Raw genomic sequence first — 18,812 nt, 5'->3', positions numbered from 1 at the left:
CATGAGCATCACCACACACCGCGACGGCGCGATCGCGGTCATCACGATCGCCGCGCCGCCGGTCAACGCGCTACCCGTCGCCGGCTGGTTCGACCTGGCCGCGGCGCTGCGTGACGCGGGCGACGACCCGGGCACCCACGTGGTCGTCCTGCGCGCCGAGGGACGAGGGTTCTGCGCGGGCGTCGACATCAAGGAACTTCAGCGAGCCTCGGACCACCAGGCCCTGGTCGGGGTCAACCGCGGCTGCGCCGCCGCGTTCGGCGCCGTCTACGACTGCGCGGTTCCGGTCGTCGCCGCCGTGCACGGGTTCTGCCTCGGCGGTGGCATCGGACTGGTCGGGAACGCCGACGTCCTGCTGGCTTCGGAGGACGCGACGTTCGGGCTGCCGGAGGTCGACCGCGGCGCGCTCGGCGCCGCCACCCACCTGGCACGGATGGTCCCCCAGCACCTGCTGCGCGCGCTGTACTTCACCGCGCGCACGATCACCGCACGGGAGCTGCACCAGCACGGTTCGGTGCTCGACGTCGTTCCGAGGGGCGAGCTGGACGCCGCCGCGCTCAAGGTCGCCGGCGAGATCGCGGCGAAGGACACCCGGGTGATCCGGGCCGCGAAAGAGGCGCTCAACGGGATCGACCCGCAGCCGGTGCGTCGCAGCTACCGCTACGAGCAGGGCTTCACCTACGAGCTGACCCTCACCGGTGCCGGCGACGAGATCCGCGACCGGTTCGGCGCGGGAGAGAGCAGCTGATGGAGGGCAAGGGGATGCGGGACAAACGGATGTCGCCCGCCGAGGTGGTCGCCGAACTGCGCGACGGCATGACCATCGGCATCGGCGGCTGGGGTTCGCGGCGCAAACCGATGGCGCTGGTCAGGGCGATCCTGACGTCCCCGTTGCGGGATCTGACCATCGTGTCCTACGGCGGGCCGGAGATGGGCCTGCTGTGTGCGGCCGGCAAGGTCCGTCGGGCGGTGTACGGCTTCGTCACGCTCGACACGATCCCCTACGACCCGCACTTCTCCCGCGCGCGCCAGGAAGGCAGCATCTCCGTGCGGGAGCTGGACGAGGGCATGCTGCAGACCGGGTTGCGCGCGCGGTCCCAGCGCCTGCCGTTCCTGCCCATCAGGGCCGGGCTCGGCTCCGATGTCATGGCGCTCAACCCCGAGCTGCGCACCGTCCGGGACCCGTACGCCTCGCCGGAGGAGGCCGAGGAGTTCGTGGCGATGCCGGCCCTGTCGCTGGACGCCACGCTGGTGCACCTCAACCGTGCCGACCGGTACGGCAACGCGCAGTACCTCGGACCGGACCCGTACTTCGACGACCTCTACTGCCTGGCGGCGACGAAGCGCTACGTGTCGGTCGAGCGGATCGTGCCCACCTCGGAGCTCACCAAGGCGGCACCGCAGACCCTGTTGCTGAACCGCACGATGGTCGACGGGGTGATCGAGGCGCCCGGCGGTGCCCATCCGACCAGCTGTGTGCCCGACTACGACCGGGACGAGGCGTTTCAGCGGCACTACGCAGACTCCGCCCGTGATCCGGAGACCTGGCCCGAGTTCGAGCGCACGTTCCTGGCAGGCGATGACGCCGCCTACCACGCGGCGGTACGGGAGTGGACGGCATGACCGACAGCACGATCACCAGGGCCGAGGTGTGCGTCGCGGCCTGCGCCGACCTGTTCGCCTCCGACGGCGAGGTCGTCGCCTCGCCGATGGGCCTGATCCCGTCGCTCGGCGCGCGGCTCGCCAGGCTGACCAGCGCCCCGGACCTGCTGCTGTCCGACGGCGAGGCGACCCTGCTCGCGCCGGACGGTGCCCCGGAGGGGTGGCTGCCGTTCCGGGTGGTGCTCGACGTGGTGGTGCCCGGCGGCCGCAGGCACGTCGTGATGGGCGCCAACCAGGTCGACCGGTTCGGTAACCAGAACATCAGCTGCATCGGGCCCCACGAGCGTCCGGTGCGCCAGCTGCTCGGTGTGCGCGGCGCACCGGGCAACACGATCAACCATCGCACCAGCTACTGGGTGCCCCGCCATTCCGCGCGGGTGCTCGTCGAGGCCGTCGACGTCGTCTCCGGGGTCGGCCACGACCGGGCGCGTGCCGGTGGTCTGAGGTACCACGACGTCCACCGGGTGGTGACCAACCTGGCGGTGTTCGACTTCCAGACCTCGGACGGCTCGATCCGACTGCGCTCGGTCCACCCCTGGGTCGACACGAGCGAGGTTGTCGCACAGACCGGCTTCGCGGTCGAGACGGACGGCGTGGAGACCACCAGGTCGCCTTCCTCGGCTGAGCTCGAGATTCTGCGCGACACGCTCGACCCGGCGGGCAGGCGCGAGAAGGAGGTTCCGTCATGAGCACGCTCGACACGGCATTGACCAGACTGGTCGGCGTACGGCACCCGGTCGTGCAGACGGGCATGGGCTGGGTCGCCGGGCCACGCCTGGTGGGGGCGGTCGCCGATGCCGGGGGGCTCGGCATCCTCGCCTCGGCGACCATGACGTTCGCCGAGCTGGAGAAGGCGATCGCCGAGACCAGGCAGCGCACCGACAAACCGTTCGGGGTGAACCTGCGCGCGGACGCGACCGACGCACCCGAGCGGGTCGATCTGCTGATCAAGGAGAAGGTCGCCGTCGCGTCGTTCGCGCTCGCGCCGCGCAAGGAGATGATCGCCAAGCTGAAGGACGCCGGTGTCGTGGTCGTGCCGTCGATCGGCGCGGCCAGGCATGCCGAGAAGGTCGCGTCCTGGGGTGCCGACGCGGTCATCGTCCAGGGTGGCGAGGGCGGCGGGCACACCGGTGGTGTGGCGACGACGCTGCTGCTGCCCTCGGTGCTGGACGCGGTGGACATCCCGGTCATCGCGGCCGGCGGGTTCTTCGACGGACGCGGCCTGGCCGCGGCGCTCGCCTACGGTGCCGCCGGGGTGGCGATGGGTACCCGCTTCCTGCTCACCCAGGAGAGCACCGTGCCCGACGAGGTCAAGCGCAACTACCTCGGCTTCGGGCTGGACGGCACCGTGGTGACGACCCGGGTGGACGGGATGCCGCACCGGGTCCTGCGCACTGACCTGGTCGACGGTCTCGAGAAGGCGGGCACACTGCGCGGTCTCACTCGCGCGGTGGCGAACGCGGCACGCTTCCGCGCGATCACCGGGATGTCATGGCCGACGATGATCCGTGAGGGTCGCGCGATGCGCCACGGCAGGGACCTGACCTGGGCGCAGGTGCTGATGGCCGCCAACACTCCGATGCTGCTGCGCGCCGGGCTGGTGCAGGGCCGCACCGACGCGGGGGTGCTCGCCTCGGGCCAGGTCGTCGGCATGGTGACGGACCTGCCCACCTGCGCGGACCTGATCACCGGCGTCGTCGAACAGGCAACCGGCATCCTCACGAAGCTGGCACCACAGTCCCCCGCGGTCACCGGCACCCCCTAGACCACCCACCCACCGATGTCACGGATGTGGCTTTAGGGACGTTGAACGTCCCTAAAGCCACATTCGTGCCACTGGGCGGTGCCGGTGGGAAGGCGTCCGGGCTAGGCGGTGCTGGAGAAGCGGCCGTAGCCGCCCTGGAAGAAGACCAGGGGCGGGCGTTCGTCCGTGGAGTCCAGCTCGCGGACCCTGCCGAGCACGATGTAGTGGTCTCCCGCCTCCTGGACCGACTCGAAGTCACAGTCGATCCACGCCGCGACCCCGTCCAGGCGAGGCGCGCCGGAGCCGGCCGGCTGCCAGCCGACTCCGGCGAACTTGTCACCGCCGCGCGTCGCGAAGGCCCGGCACACCGCTTCCTGGTCCGCCGCCAGCACGTTGACACAGAAGCTGCTCGCCGTGCGGATCCTCGGGAAGCTGCTGGACGAGCGGTCCGGCAGGAACGCGACCAACGGCGGGTCGAGCGACACCGAGGTGAACGATCCCACCGCCATGCCCGCCGGCCTGCCGTCCTCCCCGACCGCGGTGATCACCGTGACGCCGGTCGGGTAGCTACCCAGCACCTCACGGAACCGAATGCTGTCGATGTCCGTCGTCGAGTCCGAAACCACGTCCTGCTCCCCCATCAGAGGCGTTCGATGATCGTCACGTTGGCCTGCCCGCCGCCCTCGCACATGACCTGAAGGCCGTAGCGACCGCCGCGCCGCTCCAACGCGTTGAGCAGCGTCGCGCACAGCTTCGTGCCGGTCGCGCCGAGCGGGTGGCCAAGTGCGATCGCACCGCCGTGGACGTTGACGCGGTCGGCGTCCGCGCCGGTCTCCTTGAGCCAGGCCTGCACGACGCTCGCGAACGCCTCGTTGATCTCGACCAGGTCGATGTCCTCGATCGTCAGGCCCGCCTTCGCCAGTGCGTGGCGGGTCGCCGGGATCGGGGCGGTCAGCATCATCACCGGGTCGTCGCCCCGCGCGGACAGGTGGTGCACCCGGGCTCTGGGCTTCAAGCCGTACTGCCGCACCGCCTGCGCGGACGCGACCAGCACCGCGCTCGCGCCGTCGCAGATCTGGCTGGCGGCGGCCGCGGTGACCCGGCCGCCCTCGGTCAGCGGCGCCAGTCTCGCCATCCGCTCCGCGCTGGTGTCGCGGCGGGGACACTCGTCGACGGTCACGGTCGCGGTACCGGACTCGATCGGCACGATCTCGCGCTCGAAGGCTCCGCCGTCGATCGCCTCCAGTGCCCGCTGGTGGCTGCGCAGCGCGTAGGCCTCCATGTCGTCGCGGGAGATGTCCCATTTCTCGGCGATCATCTCAGCCGCCCTGAACTGGGATATCTCTTCGCCTCCGTAGCGCTTCTCCCAGCCGACCGAACCGGTGTACGGGGTGGGGAAGCCGAACTGCTCGCCGACGGTCATCGCCGAGCCGATCGGGACGGCGCTCATGTTCTGCACTCCGCCGGCCACCACCAGGTCAGCGGTTCCGCTGGCCACCGCCTGCGCGGCGAAGTGCAGCGCCTGCTGGCTGGAACCGCACTGCCGGTCGACCGTCACGCCGGGGACCTCCTCGGGGAGACCCGCTGCCAGCCACGCGGTCCGCGCGATGTCACCGGACTGCGGCCCGAGTGTGTCCACACAGCCGAGCACCACGTCGTCGATCGTCGCCGGATCGACGCCCACACGTTCCAGCAGGGCGACGATCACCTGCCCCGCGAGGTCGGCGGGGTGCACCGAGGCCAGCGAGCCACCGCGCCGGCAGACCGGGCTGCGCACCGCATCGATCAGATACGCGTCCATGCTGTACTCCTTCTAAGCTCGTTGGCTGCTGACCGAGATGACTTCGCCGGTGAGGTAACTGGAGTAGTCGCTCGCCAGGAAGACCATGACGTTCGCTACCTCCCAGGGTTCGGCGGCACGGCCGAACGCCTCCTTGGCAGTCAGCTCGTCGAGCAGCTCGTCGGTGGTGACCTTCGCCAGGAACGCGTGCATCGCGAGGCTCGGGGCCACCGCGTTGACCCGGATCCCGTGTTCCGCCGCGTCCATTGCGGAGCAGCGGGTCAGCGCCATCACGCCGGCCTTCGCGGCCGCGTAGTGCGCCTGCCCCTGCTGGGCGCGCCAACCGATGACCGACGCGTTGTTGACGATCACTCCCCCGCCGCCCTGCCCGACCATCTGACGCATGGCCGCCCTCGTGCACCGGAACGTGCCGTTCAACGTCACGTCCAGCACGCGCAGCCATTCCTCGTCCGGCATGTCCAGCACCGAACGGGTGCCGCCGAGGCCGGCGTTGTTGATCATCACGTCGATCCGGCCGAACGTCCGCGCCGAGCCGTCGATCAGCGCCTGCACCTGTTCTTCGACGGTGACGTCGCAGACCAGCGAGTGCACCCGGTCGCCGTGGGTCGCGCGCAACCGCTCCGCCGTCTCACCGAGTCTGCGCTCGTGGTGATCACTCACCACGACCTGCGCACCCTCCTCGAGCGCACGCTCAGCGACCGCGCACCCGATACCGGTGCCCGCCGCGGCGGTCACCACGACCACCTTGCCCGCGAGCAGTTCGTGCCCGGGCCTCACCGGCGCACGGCCCTGGGCAGTCCGAGCACACGCTCGGCGAGAATGGTCCGCTGCACTTCGTCAGAACCTCCGTAGATCGTGTCGGCGCGGCTGAACAGGAACAGCCGCTGCCATCGGTCCAGGTCGTAGGGCTCACCCCGGGCGACGAGCGACGCCGCGCCGAGTACCTCCATGGCCAGCTCACCGAGGCCCCGGTGCCACGCCGCCCACACGAGCTTCGACACCGATGCCGCGCCGGGTGCGTCGCTGCCCAGGGTTCGCCGGGCGTGGGCGTGCATCACTTCGAGCCCGATGCGCGCCCTGACCAGCTTGTCCCGCAGCGCGGGGTCCTCCAGTGCGCCGGTGGCGCGGGCCAACTCGACCAACGCGTCCAGTTCACGGCGGAACCCCACCTGCTGGCCGAGCGTGGAGATGCCACGTTCCATCGCCAGCGTCCCGAGCGCGACCCGCCAGCCGTCCCCGACCTCACCCACCACGAGATCGGCCTCGGTGTCGGCGCCGGTGAAGAAGACCTCGTTGAACTCGGAGGTCCCGGTCAGCTGCTGGATCGGGCGCACCTCGACGCCGGGCTGGCGCATCGGCACGAGCAGGTAGGACAGCCCTCGGTGGCGCTGCTGCTCCTGGTCGGTGCGGGCGAGCAGGAAGCACCAGTCGGACACGTGCGCGAGCGACGTCCACACCTTCTGGCCGTCGATCACCCACCGGTCACCGTCGAGTACCGCACGCGTTCGCACGGCGGCGAGGTCGGAGCCCGCGTTCGGCTCGGAGTAGCCCTGGCACCACAGCTCGCGCACCCCGACGATGCCCGGCAGGAATCGTGTCCGCTGGGCCGGCGTGCCGAACGCGATCAGGGTCGGCCCGAGCAGCTCCTCCCCGAGGTGGTTGACCCGCGCGGGCGCATCGGCTCGCGCGTACTCCTCGTGGAAGACGACCTGATGGGCCATCGTTGCGCCGCGTCCGCCGTGCTCGACCGGCCAGCCGATACAGGTCAGGCCGGCGGCGGCCAGATGACGGTCCCAGACCAGCCGTTCGTCGAAGGCCTCGTGTTCCCGGCCCGGTCCACCGACACCCCGCAGAGCACTGAACTCACCGCTCAACGCGGTCGCGAACCAGTCCCGAACCAGGAGACGAAAACGCTCCGGATCACTGTGGAACAGGTCCCCGTCCAACGGCTGTGCCAACGCTGTACTCGGCGGACTCATGGCTGCTACATTACTAGAACACGTTCTATTTGGGGAGGGCAGTTCCCGGTGCGAGCCTCGTTACCCGGCGAGCCGAGCAGTTCGTCGGCGGTCCCGAGCACCGTTCCCGCCGCGCTCGCCGCGACGGCGCTGCGCCGGCCGGACCGAGAGGCACTCGTCGACGGTGACGTGCGGCTGACCTGGTCGCAGTTGCACGATCAGGTGCAGACACTGGCACGGTTCTTCCTCACGGAGGGGGTGCGGCCGGGTGACCGGGTCGCGGTCCAGGCACCTAACACCTGGCACTGGGTCGTCTCGGCGCTCGGCGCACTGTCCCTCGGAGCGACTCTCATCCCGGTCAGTACGCGGTTCACCGGACATGAAGCACTGGACGTCCTCACCCGGTCACGCGCGAGCGCGCTGGTCGTCGCCGACGAGTTCCTCGGCGTCGACCGCCTCGCCGAGCTGCGTGAGGCCGGTCTGCTCGCCGAAGGCAGCGGCTCTGGTCCGTCCACGATCCTTCGTGTCCCGATGCCAGGACGGGAGACCCGGGACGGCATCGCGTGGTCGGAGATCGCCAGGCGCGCCGAGGGGGTGCCGGTCGAGAAGGCCGAGGTCCACACCGAGGCGGTGCGACCGGACCAGATCAGCGACGTGCTCTTCACGTCGGGTACGACCGGTCGGAGCAAGGGCGTGATGAGTGCGCACGAACAGGCGCTCGACATCGCCGCCGCCTGGGCCGGACATGCCGGGCTCACCGAGCACGACCGTTACCTGGTGATCAACCCGTTCTTCCACAGCTTCGGTTACAAGGCCGGCATCCTCGCGTGTGTTGTCAGCGGTGCGACGATCCTGCCGCTGTCGGTGTTCGACGTCGAGCAGGCGCTGCGCCTGATCGAGCGCGAGCGGATCACCGTGCTGCCGGGCGCTCCGACCCTGTACCGCTCGATCCTCGACCACCCCTCGCGCGCCGACCACGACCTGTCGAGCCTGCGGGTCGCGGTGACCGGAGCTGCGAGTGTGCCGGTCGCGCTGGTGGAGGAGATGCGGCGCGAGCTGAGCTTCGACAGCGTGCTGACCGCCTACGGGCTCACCGAGGCCGTGATGGCCACGATGTGCCGTCCCGGCGACGACCCCACCGTCGTCGCCCGCACCTGCGGACGGGCGACGGCGGGGTTCGAGATCAGGATCGACTCGGCGAGCGGCGAGGTGCTGCTGCGCGGACCGAACGTCATGCGCGGCTACCTGGACGATCCCGTCGCGACCCGCGAGACGATCGACGCCGACGGCTGGCTGCACACCGGCGACATCGGCACGCTGGACCGGAACGGCTATCTGACGATCACCGACCGACTCAAGGACATGTACATCTGCGGCGGTTTCAACGTCTATCCCGCCGAGGTGGAGCAGGCTCTGGCCCACCTGGAGGGGGTCGGCGAGTCCGCCGTCATCGGAGTGCCCGACGAGCGGCTCGGTGAGGTCGGGAAGGCCTTCATCGTACCCCGGCCCGGTGTCACGCTGCGCGTCCAGGACGTGCTGGCGTTCTGCAAAAGCCGACTCGCCGGCTACAAGGTCCCGCGCCAGGTCGAGTTCCGCACCGAACTACCCCGTAATGCCTCCGGCAAGGTCCTCAAGACCGAGCTGCGTGCCGCTTCCCATCGATGAGGAGTTGACGTGACCGTTTCCTACGAACGTCGGGGGGCGACCGCCGTCGTCACCATGAACCGCCCGAAGTACCGCAATGCACAGAACTCGGCGATGACCTACGCACTCGACGATGCGTTCCGCCGCGCGGTGGAGGACGACGAGGTCGGCGTCATCGTGCTCGCCGGCTCCGGTGACCATTTCTCCGCCGGGCACGACATCGGCACGCCGGAACGCGATGTGGACCAGTCGTTCGACCGCAGGGCCGTCGTCTGGTGGGACCACACGACCCGCTCGGGCGGCGACCAGCGCTTCGCCAGGGAGAGCGAGGTCTACCTGGGCATGTGCAGGCGATGGCGTGAGCTCCCGAAGCCGATGATCGCCATGGTCCAGGGCGCCTGCATCGCCGGCGGACTGATGCTGGCCTGGTGCGCCGACCTGGTGGTGGCCTGCGAGGACGCGTTCTTCGCCGACCCGGTGGTGCGGATGGGGATCCCGGGCGTCGAGTACTTCGCCCACCCGTGGGTCATGGGGCCCCGGTTCGCCAAGGAGTTCCTGTTCACCGGTGAGCGCATCCCCGCCGCCCGCGCGAAGGAGTGGGGCATGGTCAACCGGGTGGTGCCGCGCGACGAGCTGGAGGCGGAGACCTTCACGCTCGCCGACCGGATCGCCACGATGCCCCAGTTCGGGCTCGCGCTGACCAAGAAGGCGGTCAACCAGGCCGAGGACCTCATGGGTATGCGGTCGGGCATGGACTCGGTGTTCGGCCTGCACCACCTGGCCCACGCGCACAACGCCGAGGTCTCCAAGGACTCGCTGGCGGGCCAGGACGCGCGTTCCATGCGAGACGAGAGCTGACCGCGGGTGGATCTCGAGCTCGGCACCGACGCGGAACGGTTCCGCGACGAGGTGCGTACCTGGCTGGCAGAGCATGTTCCGGCCGAGCCGTTGCCCCCGATGGACACCGAGGAGGGCGCTCAGGCGCACCGGGCATGGGAACGGCAGCTGGCCGACGCACGGCTGTCCGTCGTGAGCTGGCCCGAGGAGTACGGCGGCCGGGGTGTCCCGTTGCTGGAATGGCTCGTCTTCGAGGACGAGTACCACGCCGCGGGTGCTCCCGCCCGGATCGGCCAGAACGGGTTGTTCCTGCTCGCTCCGACACTGTTCGAGCACGGGACCCAGCAGCAACGCGACCGGTACCTGCCCCGGATGGCCCGGGCCGAGGACGTCTGGGCGCAGGCCTGGTCCGAACCCGGCGCCGGTAGCGACCTGGCCGCCATCCGCGCCACGGCCGTCCGGACCGAGGGCGGCTGGCTGCTCAACGGCCAGAAGACCTGGAGCTCCCGGGCCCCGATCGGTGACCGCGCCTTCGGGCTGTTCCGCACCGACCCGGACGCCTCCCGGCACGCGGGCATGACGTACTTCCTGTTCGACCTGCGCGCCGAGGGCGTCACGGTACGCCCGATCCTGCACCTGGACGGCCGGGCCGGGTTCGCCGAGCTGTTCCTAGACGACGTGTTCGTGCCCGACGAGGACGTCCTCGGTGAGGTCGGCGCGGGCTGGCGGGTCGCGATGAGCACGACCAGCAGCGAACGGGGACTGTCGCTGCGCAGTCCCGGCCGGTTCCTCGCCACGGCCGCCCGGCTGGTCGACCTGTGGCGCGAGGTCGGTGATCCGGCCGACACCGCCATGGCCGATCGGGTCACCGACGCCTGGATCACCGCTCAGGCCTACCGCCTGCGCACCCTGGGCACGGTCACCACGCTCGCCGAGGGTGGCGCGCTGGGGCCCGAGTCCAGCATCGACAAGCTCACCTGGTCCGAGCTCGACCTGGCGTTGCACGAGACGGCGCTGGACCTGCTCGGGCCGGAAGCCGAGCTCACCGGGCGCTGGACCGATGGTTGGCTGTTCGCCCTCTCCGGCCCGATCTACGCGGGCACGAACGAGATCCAGCGCGGGGTGGTCGCGGAGCGGCTGCTCGGGCTACCGAGGGGACGCCGATGAGATTCACCCTGGACACCGAACAACGGCAGTTCGCCGACAGCCTGCATCAGCTGCTGAGCGACTCCGACGTACCCACGGTCGCTCGCGCCTGGGCCGCCGAGGACACCTCGCCGGGGCTGGGGCTGTGGAAGCAGCTCGCCGAGCTGGGGGTCACAGCGCTCGCCGTACCGGAGCGGGCGGCTGGCCTCGGTGCACACCCGGTCGACCTGGTCGTCGCCTTCGAGCAGCTCGGGCGGCACGCTGTGCCCGGCCCGGTCGTCGAGTCGATCGCGGCGGTGCCCACACTGCTCGCTCAGCTGGGCGACCTGGAGCGGCTCGCGGCGCTGGCCGAGGGTGAGTTGCTGGCCGGCATGGTCGCGCCGCCCCACGTTCCGCTGGCCCTCGACGCCGACGTCACAGGGATCCTCGTGGCCGTGAACCCCGGGGACGGATCGGTCGGCGTCGCCGAGGGCACCGTCGAGGGACCGCTGCGGTCACTCGATCCGGCGCGGCGGCTGTTCCGCCTCGGCCCGATCCGGCCGATGGCCACCGATGTCCCGGACGCGGTGAACCGGGCGTTCGACTTCGGCGTGCTGGCCTGCGCCGCGCAGCTCGTCGGCGCGGGCACCGGCCTGTTGGAACAGGCCGTCGCCTACGCGGGCCAGCGTGAACAGTTCGGCAGGCCGATCGGGTCGTTCCAGTCGGTCGCACACCAGCTCGCCGACGTCCATGTCGGGCTGGAGCTTGCCCGTCCGCTGCTGTACGGAGCGGCGGTCGCGCTCGACAGCCGGTCCGCGACGGCAGGCCGGGACGTCTCCGCTGCCAAGGTCGCCGCCGGCACGGCCGCGCATCGGGCCGCGCGTACGGCGCTGCAGGTGCACGGGGCGATCGGGTACACCCTCGAACACGACCTGTCGTTGTCGCTCACCAAGGTGCGCGCGCTGATCGGAACCTGGGGAACGCCGGCCGTGCACCGGGCCAAGGTTCGGGAGGCACTGCGATGAGCGGCATCGACGTGACCGGAGCCGACCCGATCCCCGAGACCGACGACGCCGAGCACACCGAAGCGCTGGACGCCCTGCGCGCCGCCGTTCGGACACTGCTCCACCGCACCCCCGGCGAGGGCGCCTGGGCGAAGTTGTGCGGCGAGATCGAGGTCGCCTCGCTGGCCGTCCCGGAACGCTTCGGCGGTGCCGGTGCGGGACTGCCCGAGGTGTGCGTCGTGCTCGAGGAGCTGGGCCGCACCCTCACCCCCGCTCCCATGCTCGGTTCCGCCGTTATCGCGACGACCGCCCTGCTGGGCACCGGTGACGACGAGGCCTGCGCCCGCCTGCTCCCCCGGGTCGCCCGAGGCGACACCGTCGCCTCGCTGGTCTGGGCGGGCGAGCGGGGTACCTGGGACCCGCTCGCGCCGGTCTGCCACTGGGACGGCCGGCTGCACGGCACGGCACACTACGTGCTGGACGGCGCGGCCGCCGACGTGTTCGTGGTCGCCGCGCGCGACGAGCGGGGCTGGGTGCGGTTGTTCGAGGTCGACCCTGGCGACACGGTCCGCGCGGCCGCCGTGGCGTTGGACGGCTCGCGACCGCTGGCCACCGTGACGTTCGACGGCTGCGCGGCCCGCCCGTTGGGCGCCGACGTCGACCATGCGGCCGCACTGGCGAACGTCCGGGACGTCGGCTGTGTCGCGCTGGCGGCCGAACAGGTCGGGGCGTCCGCGCACTGCCTCGACGCGACGGTCGCCTACACCCAGCAGCGCGTGCAGTACGGGCACCCGATCGCACTGTTCCAGGCGTTGCAGCACCGCATGGCCGATCTATACGTGCAGGTCGAGACCGCGCGGTCGGCGGTGTGGGCGGCGGCTCGGGCGGGTGGCGCCACGCTGCCGCTCCTGGCCGCGGTCGCCAAGACCCACGCCAGCGAGACCGCATGCCGCGCGGCAGCCGAGATGGTCCAGATCCATGGTGGCATCGCCATCACGTGGGAGCACGAGGCACATCGCTACTTCAAACGGGCCCACGGCTCGGCCCAGCTGCTGGGCCAGCCCCACGAGCACGTGACCCGCCTGGCCGCGCGGGTCCTCTGACCTCGTGAGTGGTACGGGCACCCATAGGCGCCCGTACCACTCACGAGGTATGGGCGGCGAGGACGCAGCGGGTGCCGGTGTAGATGGTCGGCATGCATTTGTTGCAGTGCGTACACGCCGACCGCGCCATGGGTTCGGTCCGCAGCCGGTTCGGCAGGTCCGGCTCCATCAGCAGCGCTCGACCCATCGCTACGAAGTCGAACCCTTCGACCATCGCGTGATCCATGACCCGGCGGCTGGTCACACCGCCGAGGAGTACCAGCGGCATGGTCAGCGCGGCCCGGAACTTCCGGGCCTCGGGCAGCAGGTACGCATCCTCGTACAGGTACTCGTGCAGCACGGCACGTCCGAACAGACGGATGCCGGCGCGCAGCGGTTGCCGGAACGCGCCGGCGAACTCGCGCACCGGCACGTCGCCCCGGAACAGGTACATGGGGTTGCCGAGTGAGCTGCCGCAGGTCAGTTCCAGGGCGTCGAGCGCGCCGTCGGCCTGCAGCAGGCGGGCGACCGTGAGGCTTTCCTCGGGTCGCAGACCACCGCGCACACCGTCGTCCATGCCGAACTTCGCCAGCACCGCGATCCGGTCGCCGACCCGCTCGCGTACCGCGCGGGCCACGTCGCGGGCCAGCCGCGCCCGCTTCTCCGTCGAGCCGTTCCACTCGTCGCGCCGACGGTTGAACCGAGGGCTCAGGAACGAGCTGATCAGGTAGTTGTGCCCGAAGTGCAGTTCAACGGCGTCGAAACCGGACTCCACGGCGGTCCATGCCGCGTCGGCGTGGACCCGCACGATCCGCCGCAGGTCGTCCTCGGTCGCGGCGCGGGTGATCCGCATGCTCATCGGGTTGAGCCGCCAGGACGGCGCCAGGGCAGCGTTCCCCGTCGAGCTCGAGTCCGAGACCGGGCCCGCATGCCCCAGCTGGGCGGATGCGGCGGCACCCTCCCGGTGCACCGCATCGGTGAGCCGACGCAGGCCAGGCACGACATCCGGTCCCATGACGATCTGCCGGCGTTCGGTCCGGCCCTCGGGTGCCACCGCGCAGTAGGCCACGGTCGTCATCGCCGCACCACCTGCCGCGACGGCCCGGTGGAACTCGATCAGCTCGTCGGTGACCACGCCGCGCGGTGTACGCCCCTCGAAGGTGGCCGCCTTGATGATCCGGTTGCGTAGCCGGACCGGCCCGAGACGGGCCGGTCCGAACACCCCGTTCACTGTTCGCGGGCGCCGATGCTGAAGTCATGGCCCCAGAGACTGACCGCGGTGCTCTCCCGCGCGATCCAGTCCGTGTCGTCGACCTCGAGGCCCTCCGTCCCGAACTCGACGTCGAATCCGCCGGGTGTCTTCATGTAGAAGGAGAGCATCTTGTCGTTGACGTGCCTGCCCAGCGTCGCGGACATCTTCACCTTGCGGCGGTTCGCGCGGTCCAGCGCGAGGCCCACGTCGTCGACGTCCTCGACCTCCACCATGAGGTGCACGATCCCGCTGGGCGTGGGCATCGGGAGGAACGCCAGGCTGTGATGCCGGGGGTTGCAGCCGAAGAAGCGCAACCAGGCCGGCGGCCCGTCCGCAGGTCGGCCGACCAGCTGCGGTGGCAGCCGCATCGAGTCGCGCAGCCGGAACCCGAGCACGTCGCGGTAGAAGCGCAGCGACGCCTCGTCGTCCTTCGTGGACAGCACGACGTGGCCCAGGCCCTGTTCCCCCGTGACGAACCGGTGCCCGTACGGGCTCACCACCCTGCGGTGTTCCAGTGCCGCGCCGTGGAAGACCTCGAGCACGTTGCCGGACGGATCCTCGAAGCGGATGAGCTCGTCGACCCGGCGGTCGGCGAGCTCGGCGGCGGTGCCCTCCTTGTAGGCCACACCGGCGTGGTCGAGGCTGTCCCGCACCGCCGCGAGACCGGCGGCGTTCGCCGTCTCCCAACCGGACACCGCGAGACGGTCGTGCTCACCGGGAACGATCACCAGCCGAGCCGGGAAGTCGTCCATCCGCAGGTAGAGAGCGTCCTGCTGAGCGCCCTTGCCCTCGACCATGCCGAGGACCTTGAGCCCGTACTCGCGCCACGCCGCCACATCGGTGGCCTCGATGCGCATGTAACCCAGCGACCGGATCACGACCCACCCCGCTTACCCAGGAAGTCCAGCACGAGCCGGTTGAACTCGTCGAACCGCTCGACCTGCGCCCAGTGTCCACAGCCGCCGAAGACATGCAGCTGCGCCCGCTGAATCTGCTTGAGCGCGACCAGTGCCCCGTCCATCGGGATGACCCGGTCCTCGCGCCCCCACACCAACAGCACCCGTTGACGCAGCTTGTGGGCCTCTCGCCACAGCATGCCCTCCTCCGGAGCCGACATGATCATGCGACCCATGACGGCCATCGCGGCCAACGTGTCCGGGTTGCTCGCGGCGGCGAACCGCTCGTCGATGAGCTCCTCGGTGACCAGCTCCTGGTTGTGCACCATGGTCCGGAGGAAGCCCTCCAGCTTCTTGCGGGACGGCCCGGGCGGCGCGGCGAAGCCGAACAGCTTCTTGATCCCTTCGGTCGGCTCGGGTGCGAACACGTTCAGGGTCAGGCCACCGGGAGCCATCAGCACCAGACGCCCCGCACGGTCCGGGTGGCGCAGGGCGAACCGGACCGCGGTTCCGCCACCGAGCGAGTTGCCGACCAGATGGGCCCGTTCGATCCCCAGATGGTCGAGCAGCCCGAGCAGGGTGTCCGCGCTGTGGGTGAAGTAGTGGCTGCCCTCGATCGGCGACCCCGAGCCACCGAAGCCCGGTTGATCCACCGCGACCGTGCGCAGCGAGCCGGCCAGCACCTCGAGGTTGCGGCCGAAGTTGCTCCATCCGGTCGCGCCCGGGCCACCACCGTGCAGCATCACGACCGCCTCGTCGTGTTGCTCCCCTGCCTGGTGGTAGTGCAGCCGGACACCCGGCTCGACGTCCGCGAACTGACCTTCCCGCAGGTTCGCCGCTGTACTGGAAGTCATCGTCACACCATCGCGTCCTGGACCGGGAGCCCGAGCTCCATCGCGCCGAACATCGACAACGCCCGCTCCGGATCGTTGATCGCATGGCCGCGCCCGGCGTGGGCGTCGCGCCAGAACCGCTGGATCGGCGTACCGACCTTGAGCGACTTGCCACCCGAGTTCTCGAACAGCTTGTCCACCGCGGCGATGCACCGGGCGGTTCCCTTGACCTGGTCACGGCGGACCGCGAACCGCAGCGGCATCGGGATCTGCTCACCGGCCTCTGCATGGCGTGTCAGCGCGCCCATGTGGTTCTCCAGCTGCAGCCACGCGGCGTCGATCTCGCTGGCCGCGTCCGCGATCCGGACCTGGGCGAACGGGTCCTCGGCCGCCTTCGAACCGTAGGAGACCCGGACGCGCTTCTTCATGTAGTCCAGGTGCGCCTGGTAGGCGCCGGTCGCCATGCCGATGATCGGTGTGGTGATCGTGTAGGAGAACACCGAGCCGAACGGCAGCCGGTACAGCGCACCGGGGTTGACCTCCTGCCCGGGACACACGCACCGGGTGGTGTCCATGAAGCTCAGCGTGCGGTGTGCCGGCACGAAGACGTCGTTCACGATGATGTCGTTGCTGCCGGTGCCGCGCAGGCCGACGGTGTGCCAGACGTCGTCGATCGTGTAGTCGCTGATCGGCAGCAGGAAGGTCTTGAAGTCGACCCGGTTGCCCTTGTCGTCGAGCACGATCCCGCCGAGCAACACCCAGGTGGCGTGGTCGCAGCCGGAGGAGAAGGCCCACCGGCCGGTCAGCCTGTACCCGCCGTCCACCAGCGTCGCCTTGCCGGTCGGGGCGTACGACGAGGACATACGCGTGTGCGGGTCGTCCCCCCACACGTCGTCCTGCGCCTGCCCCGGGAACAGCGACAGCTGCCACGGGTGGACGCCGAGGACCGAGGACACCCAGCCGGTGGAGCCACATGCGCCGGCGATCGTCCGCACGGCGGTGTAGAAGGTGAGCGGGTCGGCCTCGTAGCCACCGAACCGGGCGGGCTGCAGCAGCCGGAACACACCGGCCTCCTGCAGTGCCTTGACCGACTCGTCGGAGATCCGCCGCGCGTCCTCCGCGTCCTGGGCCCGTTCCCGGAGTGCCGGCAGCAGCTCCTGCACGGCCTCGATGACCTTCTCGCTCACGCGCTGCCTCGTTTCGTCTTCACACATCGATGGAACACGTTCTACCCGCATCCCAAGACTAGAACACGTTCTTGTTTGTGTCGAGCCCGCTGGCCGCCTGCACGTGTCGCCCGGCCCGGCGTCCGGAGAAGATGCAGTCCGCCAGGGACAAGCCGCTCACATAGGACCGCGAGCAGATCCCCACGGCGGTGCGACCGGCCGCGAACAGTCCCGCGACGGGCTCGCCGTCCGACCGCAGCACGGCGCCGGTCTCCTCGTTCACCCTCAGGCCGCCGAGCGTCAACATCGGGCACGGATAGAGCATGCTCGGTCCGACGGCGATGTCCAGCAGCGCGAACGGTGCCTTGATCATCGGTCGGACGAACTCGGCCGGCTTGCCCGCCGGGTCGGGAAGACCGGCGGCTGCCGCCGCGTTGTGCGCCTCGACCGTCGCACGCAGACCCTCGGCGTCGACTCCGGCCTTCGCGGCCACCTCCTCCACCGTCACGCCGCTCACTCGCCTCGACCGCAGCAGGTACTCGGTCTGCATACGCTGGAACCACACCGTCTGGGAGCCGATCTGCCGCCGGACCTCCCTGACCAGGTCCGCGTCGACCATGAGCCACCCACGCCCCTCGTGCTCGGTGACCATCGCGTGCCCGAGCGCCGCGCCGTAGCGCGACTCGTCACAGATGCGCCGCCCCTTGGCATCCACCAGCAGAGACCCGAGGAACGCGCTCGGCGGGCTGATGAAACGCCACACCGAGACCGAGTCGAGCTCCGCGGTCGCCCCGCCCGCCGACTCGCCGAGCCGGATCCCGCTGCCGTCGTCACCGGAGGTCCCGAGCGGCAGACCCCCCCGGAAGGCCGGCGCGTGCCGCCGCATCATCTCCCGGTTCTCGATGAACCCACCCGCGGCGAGCACGACACCTCGGCGCGCGTGGACACGCAGCGGCCTCGCGTGCTGACGTTCCACCGCCTCCGCCCGGGCGTTCAGCCTCTTGCGCAGCGGCGGGGCGTAGACGCCCGGCTTCGCCGCGTACTTCGACAGCCGCCGGTGCTTCGCGGCAGGCTTGCCGGTCAGCCGGCGACACTCCACCCCGACCACCCGCCCCGAATCGTCGGTGACCAGGTCTTTCACCGCGGTCTGAGTCAGCACCCGGACGCCGAGCGCACGCAGCGCGTCGGCCATTCGGTCGTACAGCACCTTCCCCGAGATCCCCCGGCCGTGCGCCCGATGCCCTCGTGGCGCAGGTTTCGCCGCGTCCCGGAACCCTCCAGCCGCCTCACTGCCCGAGTAGTAGAGGTAGTGCCGGTTGCTGGGATACGACGTCTTGTACGGACACAGGCTGGCCTCGAACGGCACCCCGAGATCGGACAGCCAGTCGATCATCTCGACGCTGCCGTCACAGAAGCGGCGCAGCGTCTCGGCGGACACCACGTCGCCCACCTCGCGCCGCAGGTACTCGAACATCGCCTCCTGCGTGTCCTCCACGCCCGCCTGTCGCTGGATGGTGGTTCCGCCACCCGCGTAGACGATGCCACCGGACATCGCGCTCGCACCGCCGCCGTTGAACCGGTCGAGCACGACGACCTCAGCGCCCGCCCTTGCCGCCTCGATCGCCGCGCAGGCGCCCGCCGCACCCAACCCCACGACAACGACGTCCGCGGCCAGTTCTGCCTCGAAGTCCACCCGGCACCTCCAAAAATGGAACACGTTCTAGTAGACTGTGCTGCGACAGGCTCCCACAGCTTGTCATCATTGTGCGATGTTTCTATAACATGTTCCATTCAGGTCGGCTGATAGG

General features: G+C 70.4%; 18 protein-coding genes. 9 read left to right on the top strand and 9 right to left on the bottom strand.

Annotated features, from left to right (window positions below):
- The first annotated feature begins 1 nt into the window (after position 1).
- From G406_RS0127505 to G406_RS0127490, 4 genes are read left to right on the top strand one after another with little or no spacing between them, the layout of a single operon-like run.
- Entirely contained in the window at positions 2-748 is a 747-nt protein-coding gene (locus G406_RS0127505; protein WP_028936252.1) for an enoyl-CoA hydratase family protein, read from the top strand.
- A gap of 14 nt (positions 749-762) precedes the next feature.
- Entirely contained in the window at positions 763-1,623 is an 861-nt protein-coding gene (locus G406_RS0127500; RefSeq protein ID WP_028936251.1) for a CoA transferase subunit A, read from the top strand.
- Positions 1,620-2,351, top strand: coding sequence for a CoA-transferase subunit beta (locus G406_RS0127495; protein ID WP_028936250.1), 732 nt, complete (start codon positions 1,620-1,622; stop codon positions 2,349-2,351). Before G406_RS0127500 ends, G406_RS0127495 begins: the two co-directional genes overlap by 4 nt.
- Complete coding sequence (locus G406_RS0127490) at positions 2,348-3,427, top strand: NAD(P)H-dependent flavin oxidoreductase (RefSeq protein ID WP_028936249.1); 1,080 nt, start codon at positions 2,348-2,350, stop codon at positions 3,425-3,427. Before G406_RS0127495 ends, G406_RS0127490 begins: the two co-directional genes overlap by 4 nt.
- Positions 3,428-3,528: 101 nt before the next feature.
- Here G406_RS0127490 and G406_RS0127485 read toward each other — a convergent pair whose 3' ends face one another.
- From G406_RS0127485 to G406_RS0127470, 4 genes are read right to left on the bottom strand one after another with little or no spacing between them, the layout of a single operon-like run.
- On the bottom strand, positions 3,529-4,032 hold the full coding sequence (locus G406_RS0127485; RefSeq protein WP_245607231.1) for a flavin reductase family protein: 504 nt from the start codon (positions 4,030-4,032) through the stop codon (positions 3,529-3,531).
- Positions 4,033-4,046: 14 nt separating this feature from the next.
- Positions 4,047-5,207, bottom strand: a complete 1,161-nt coding sequence (locus tag G406_RS0127480; RefSeq protein ID WP_028936248.1) for an acetyl-CoA C-acetyltransferase — start codon at positions 5,205-5,207, stop codon at positions 4,047-4,049.
- Positions 5,208-5,219: 12 nt separating this feature from the next.
- A complete protein-coding gene (locus tag G406_RS0127475; protein WP_028936247.1) occupies positions 5,220-5,984 on the bottom strand; it encodes an SDR family oxidoreductase in 765 nt (254 codons plus the stop codon).
- On the bottom strand, positions 5,981-7,186 hold the full coding sequence (locus G406_RS0127470; protein ID WP_084216410.1) for an acyl-CoA dehydrogenase family protein: 1,206 nt from the start codon (positions 7,184-7,186) through the stop codon (positions 5,981-5,983). The genes G406_RS0127475 and G406_RS0127470 overlap by 4 nt, the downstream gene beginning before the upstream one ends.
- A gap of 48 nt (positions 7,187-7,234) precedes the next feature.
- On the opposite strand from G406_RS0127470, the gene G406_RS50315 reads away from it, so the two are divergent.
- Genes G406_RS50315 through G406_RS0127445 form a run of 5 tightly spaced genes read left to right on the top strand, consistent with a single transcriptional unit; the run spans position 7,235 to position 12,878 of the window.
- Positions 7,235-8,830 (top strand): FadD3 family acyl-CoA ligase, encoded by a 1,596-nt coding sequence (locus G406_RS50315; RefSeq protein ID WP_051342753.1) that lies wholly within the window; start codon positions 7,235-7,237, stop codon positions 8,828-8,830.
- 9 nt (positions 8,831-8,839) lie between these two features.
- The gene (locus G406_RS0127460) at positions 8,840-9,667 is read left to right on the top strand and encodes an enoyl-CoA hydratase (protein ID WP_028936245.1); all 828 of its coding nucleotides are present in this window, start codon (positions 8,840-8,842) and stop codon (positions 9,665-9,667) included.
- Positions 9,668-9,673: 6 nt separating this feature from the next.
- Positions 9,674-10,813 (top strand): acyl-CoA dehydrogenase family protein, encoded by a 1,140-nt coding sequence (locus G406_RS0127455; RefSeq protein WP_028936244.1) that lies wholly within the window; start codon positions 9,674-9,676, stop codon positions 10,811-10,813.
- Entirely contained in the window at positions 10,810-11,796 is a 987-nt protein-coding gene (locus tag G406_RS0127450; RefSeq protein WP_028936243.1) for an acyl-CoA dehydrogenase family protein, read from the top strand. Before G406_RS0127455 ends, G406_RS0127450 begins: the two co-directional genes overlap by 4 nt.
- Positions 11,793-12,878, top strand: a complete 1,086-nt coding sequence (locus G406_RS0127445; protein WP_051342752.1) for an acyl-CoA dehydrogenase family protein — start codon at positions 11,793-11,795, stop codon at positions 12,876-12,878. Before G406_RS0127450 ends, G406_RS0127445 begins: the two co-directional genes overlap by 4 nt.
- 40 nt (positions 12,879-12,918) lie before the next feature.
- Here G406_RS0127445 and G406_RS0127440 read toward each other — a convergent pair whose 3' ends face one another.
- From G406_RS0127440 to G406_RS0127420, 5 genes are read right to left on the bottom strand one after another with little or no spacing between them, the layout of a single operon-like run.
- Positions 12,919-14,079, bottom strand: a complete 1,161-nt coding sequence (locus G406_RS0127440) for an NADH:flavin oxidoreductase (protein ID WP_425414628.1) — start codon at positions 14,077-14,079, stop codon at positions 12,919-12,921.
- A gap of 5 nt (positions 14,080-14,084) precedes the next feature.
- Positions 14,085-14,987, bottom strand: a complete 903-nt coding sequence (hsaC, locus tag G406_RS0127435; protein WP_028936240.1) for an iron-dependent extradiol dioxygenase HsaC — start codon at positions 14,985-14,987, stop codon at positions 14,085-14,087.
- Positions 14,984-15,859 (bottom strand): 4,5:9,10-diseco-3-hydroxy-5,9,17-trioxoandrosta-1(10),2-diene-4-oate hydrolase, encoded by an 876-nt coding sequence (hsaD, locus tag G406_RS0127430; RefSeq protein ID WP_037078517.1) that lies wholly within the window; start codon positions 15,857-15,859, stop codon positions 14,984-14,986. Before hsaD ends, hsaC begins: the two co-directional genes overlap by 4 nt.
- Positions 15,860-15,861: 2 nt before the next feature.
- The gene (hsaA, locus tag G406_RS0127425; protein WP_037078514.1) at positions 15,862-17,052 is read right to left on the bottom strand and encodes a 3-hydroxy-9,10-secoandrosta-1,3,5(10)-triene-9,17-dione monooxygenase oxygenase subunit; all 1,191 of its coding nucleotides are present in this window, start codon (positions 17,050-17,052) and stop codon (positions 15,862-15,864) included.
- A 31-nt stretch (positions 17,053-17,083) separates the two neighbouring features.
- Positions 17,084-18,697: an FAD-binding protein gene (locus G406_RS0127420; protein ID WP_028936237.1), complete on the bottom strand. Its 1,614-nt coding sequence runs from the start codon at positions 18,695-18,697 to the stop codon at positions 17,084-17,086.
- Positions 18,698-18,812: the final 115 nt, after the last annotated feature.

Origin of the sequence: Actinospineispora spinosispora DSM 44797, from assembly GCF_000429025.1 — a bacterium.
Lineage (GTDB): Bacteria > Actinomycetota > Actinomycetes > Mycobacteriales > Pseudonocardiaceae > Pseudonocardia > Pseudonocardia spinosispora.
Note: the sequence above shows the minus strand (reverse complement) of the source record. Positions and strands in the feature narration are given on the sequence as shown.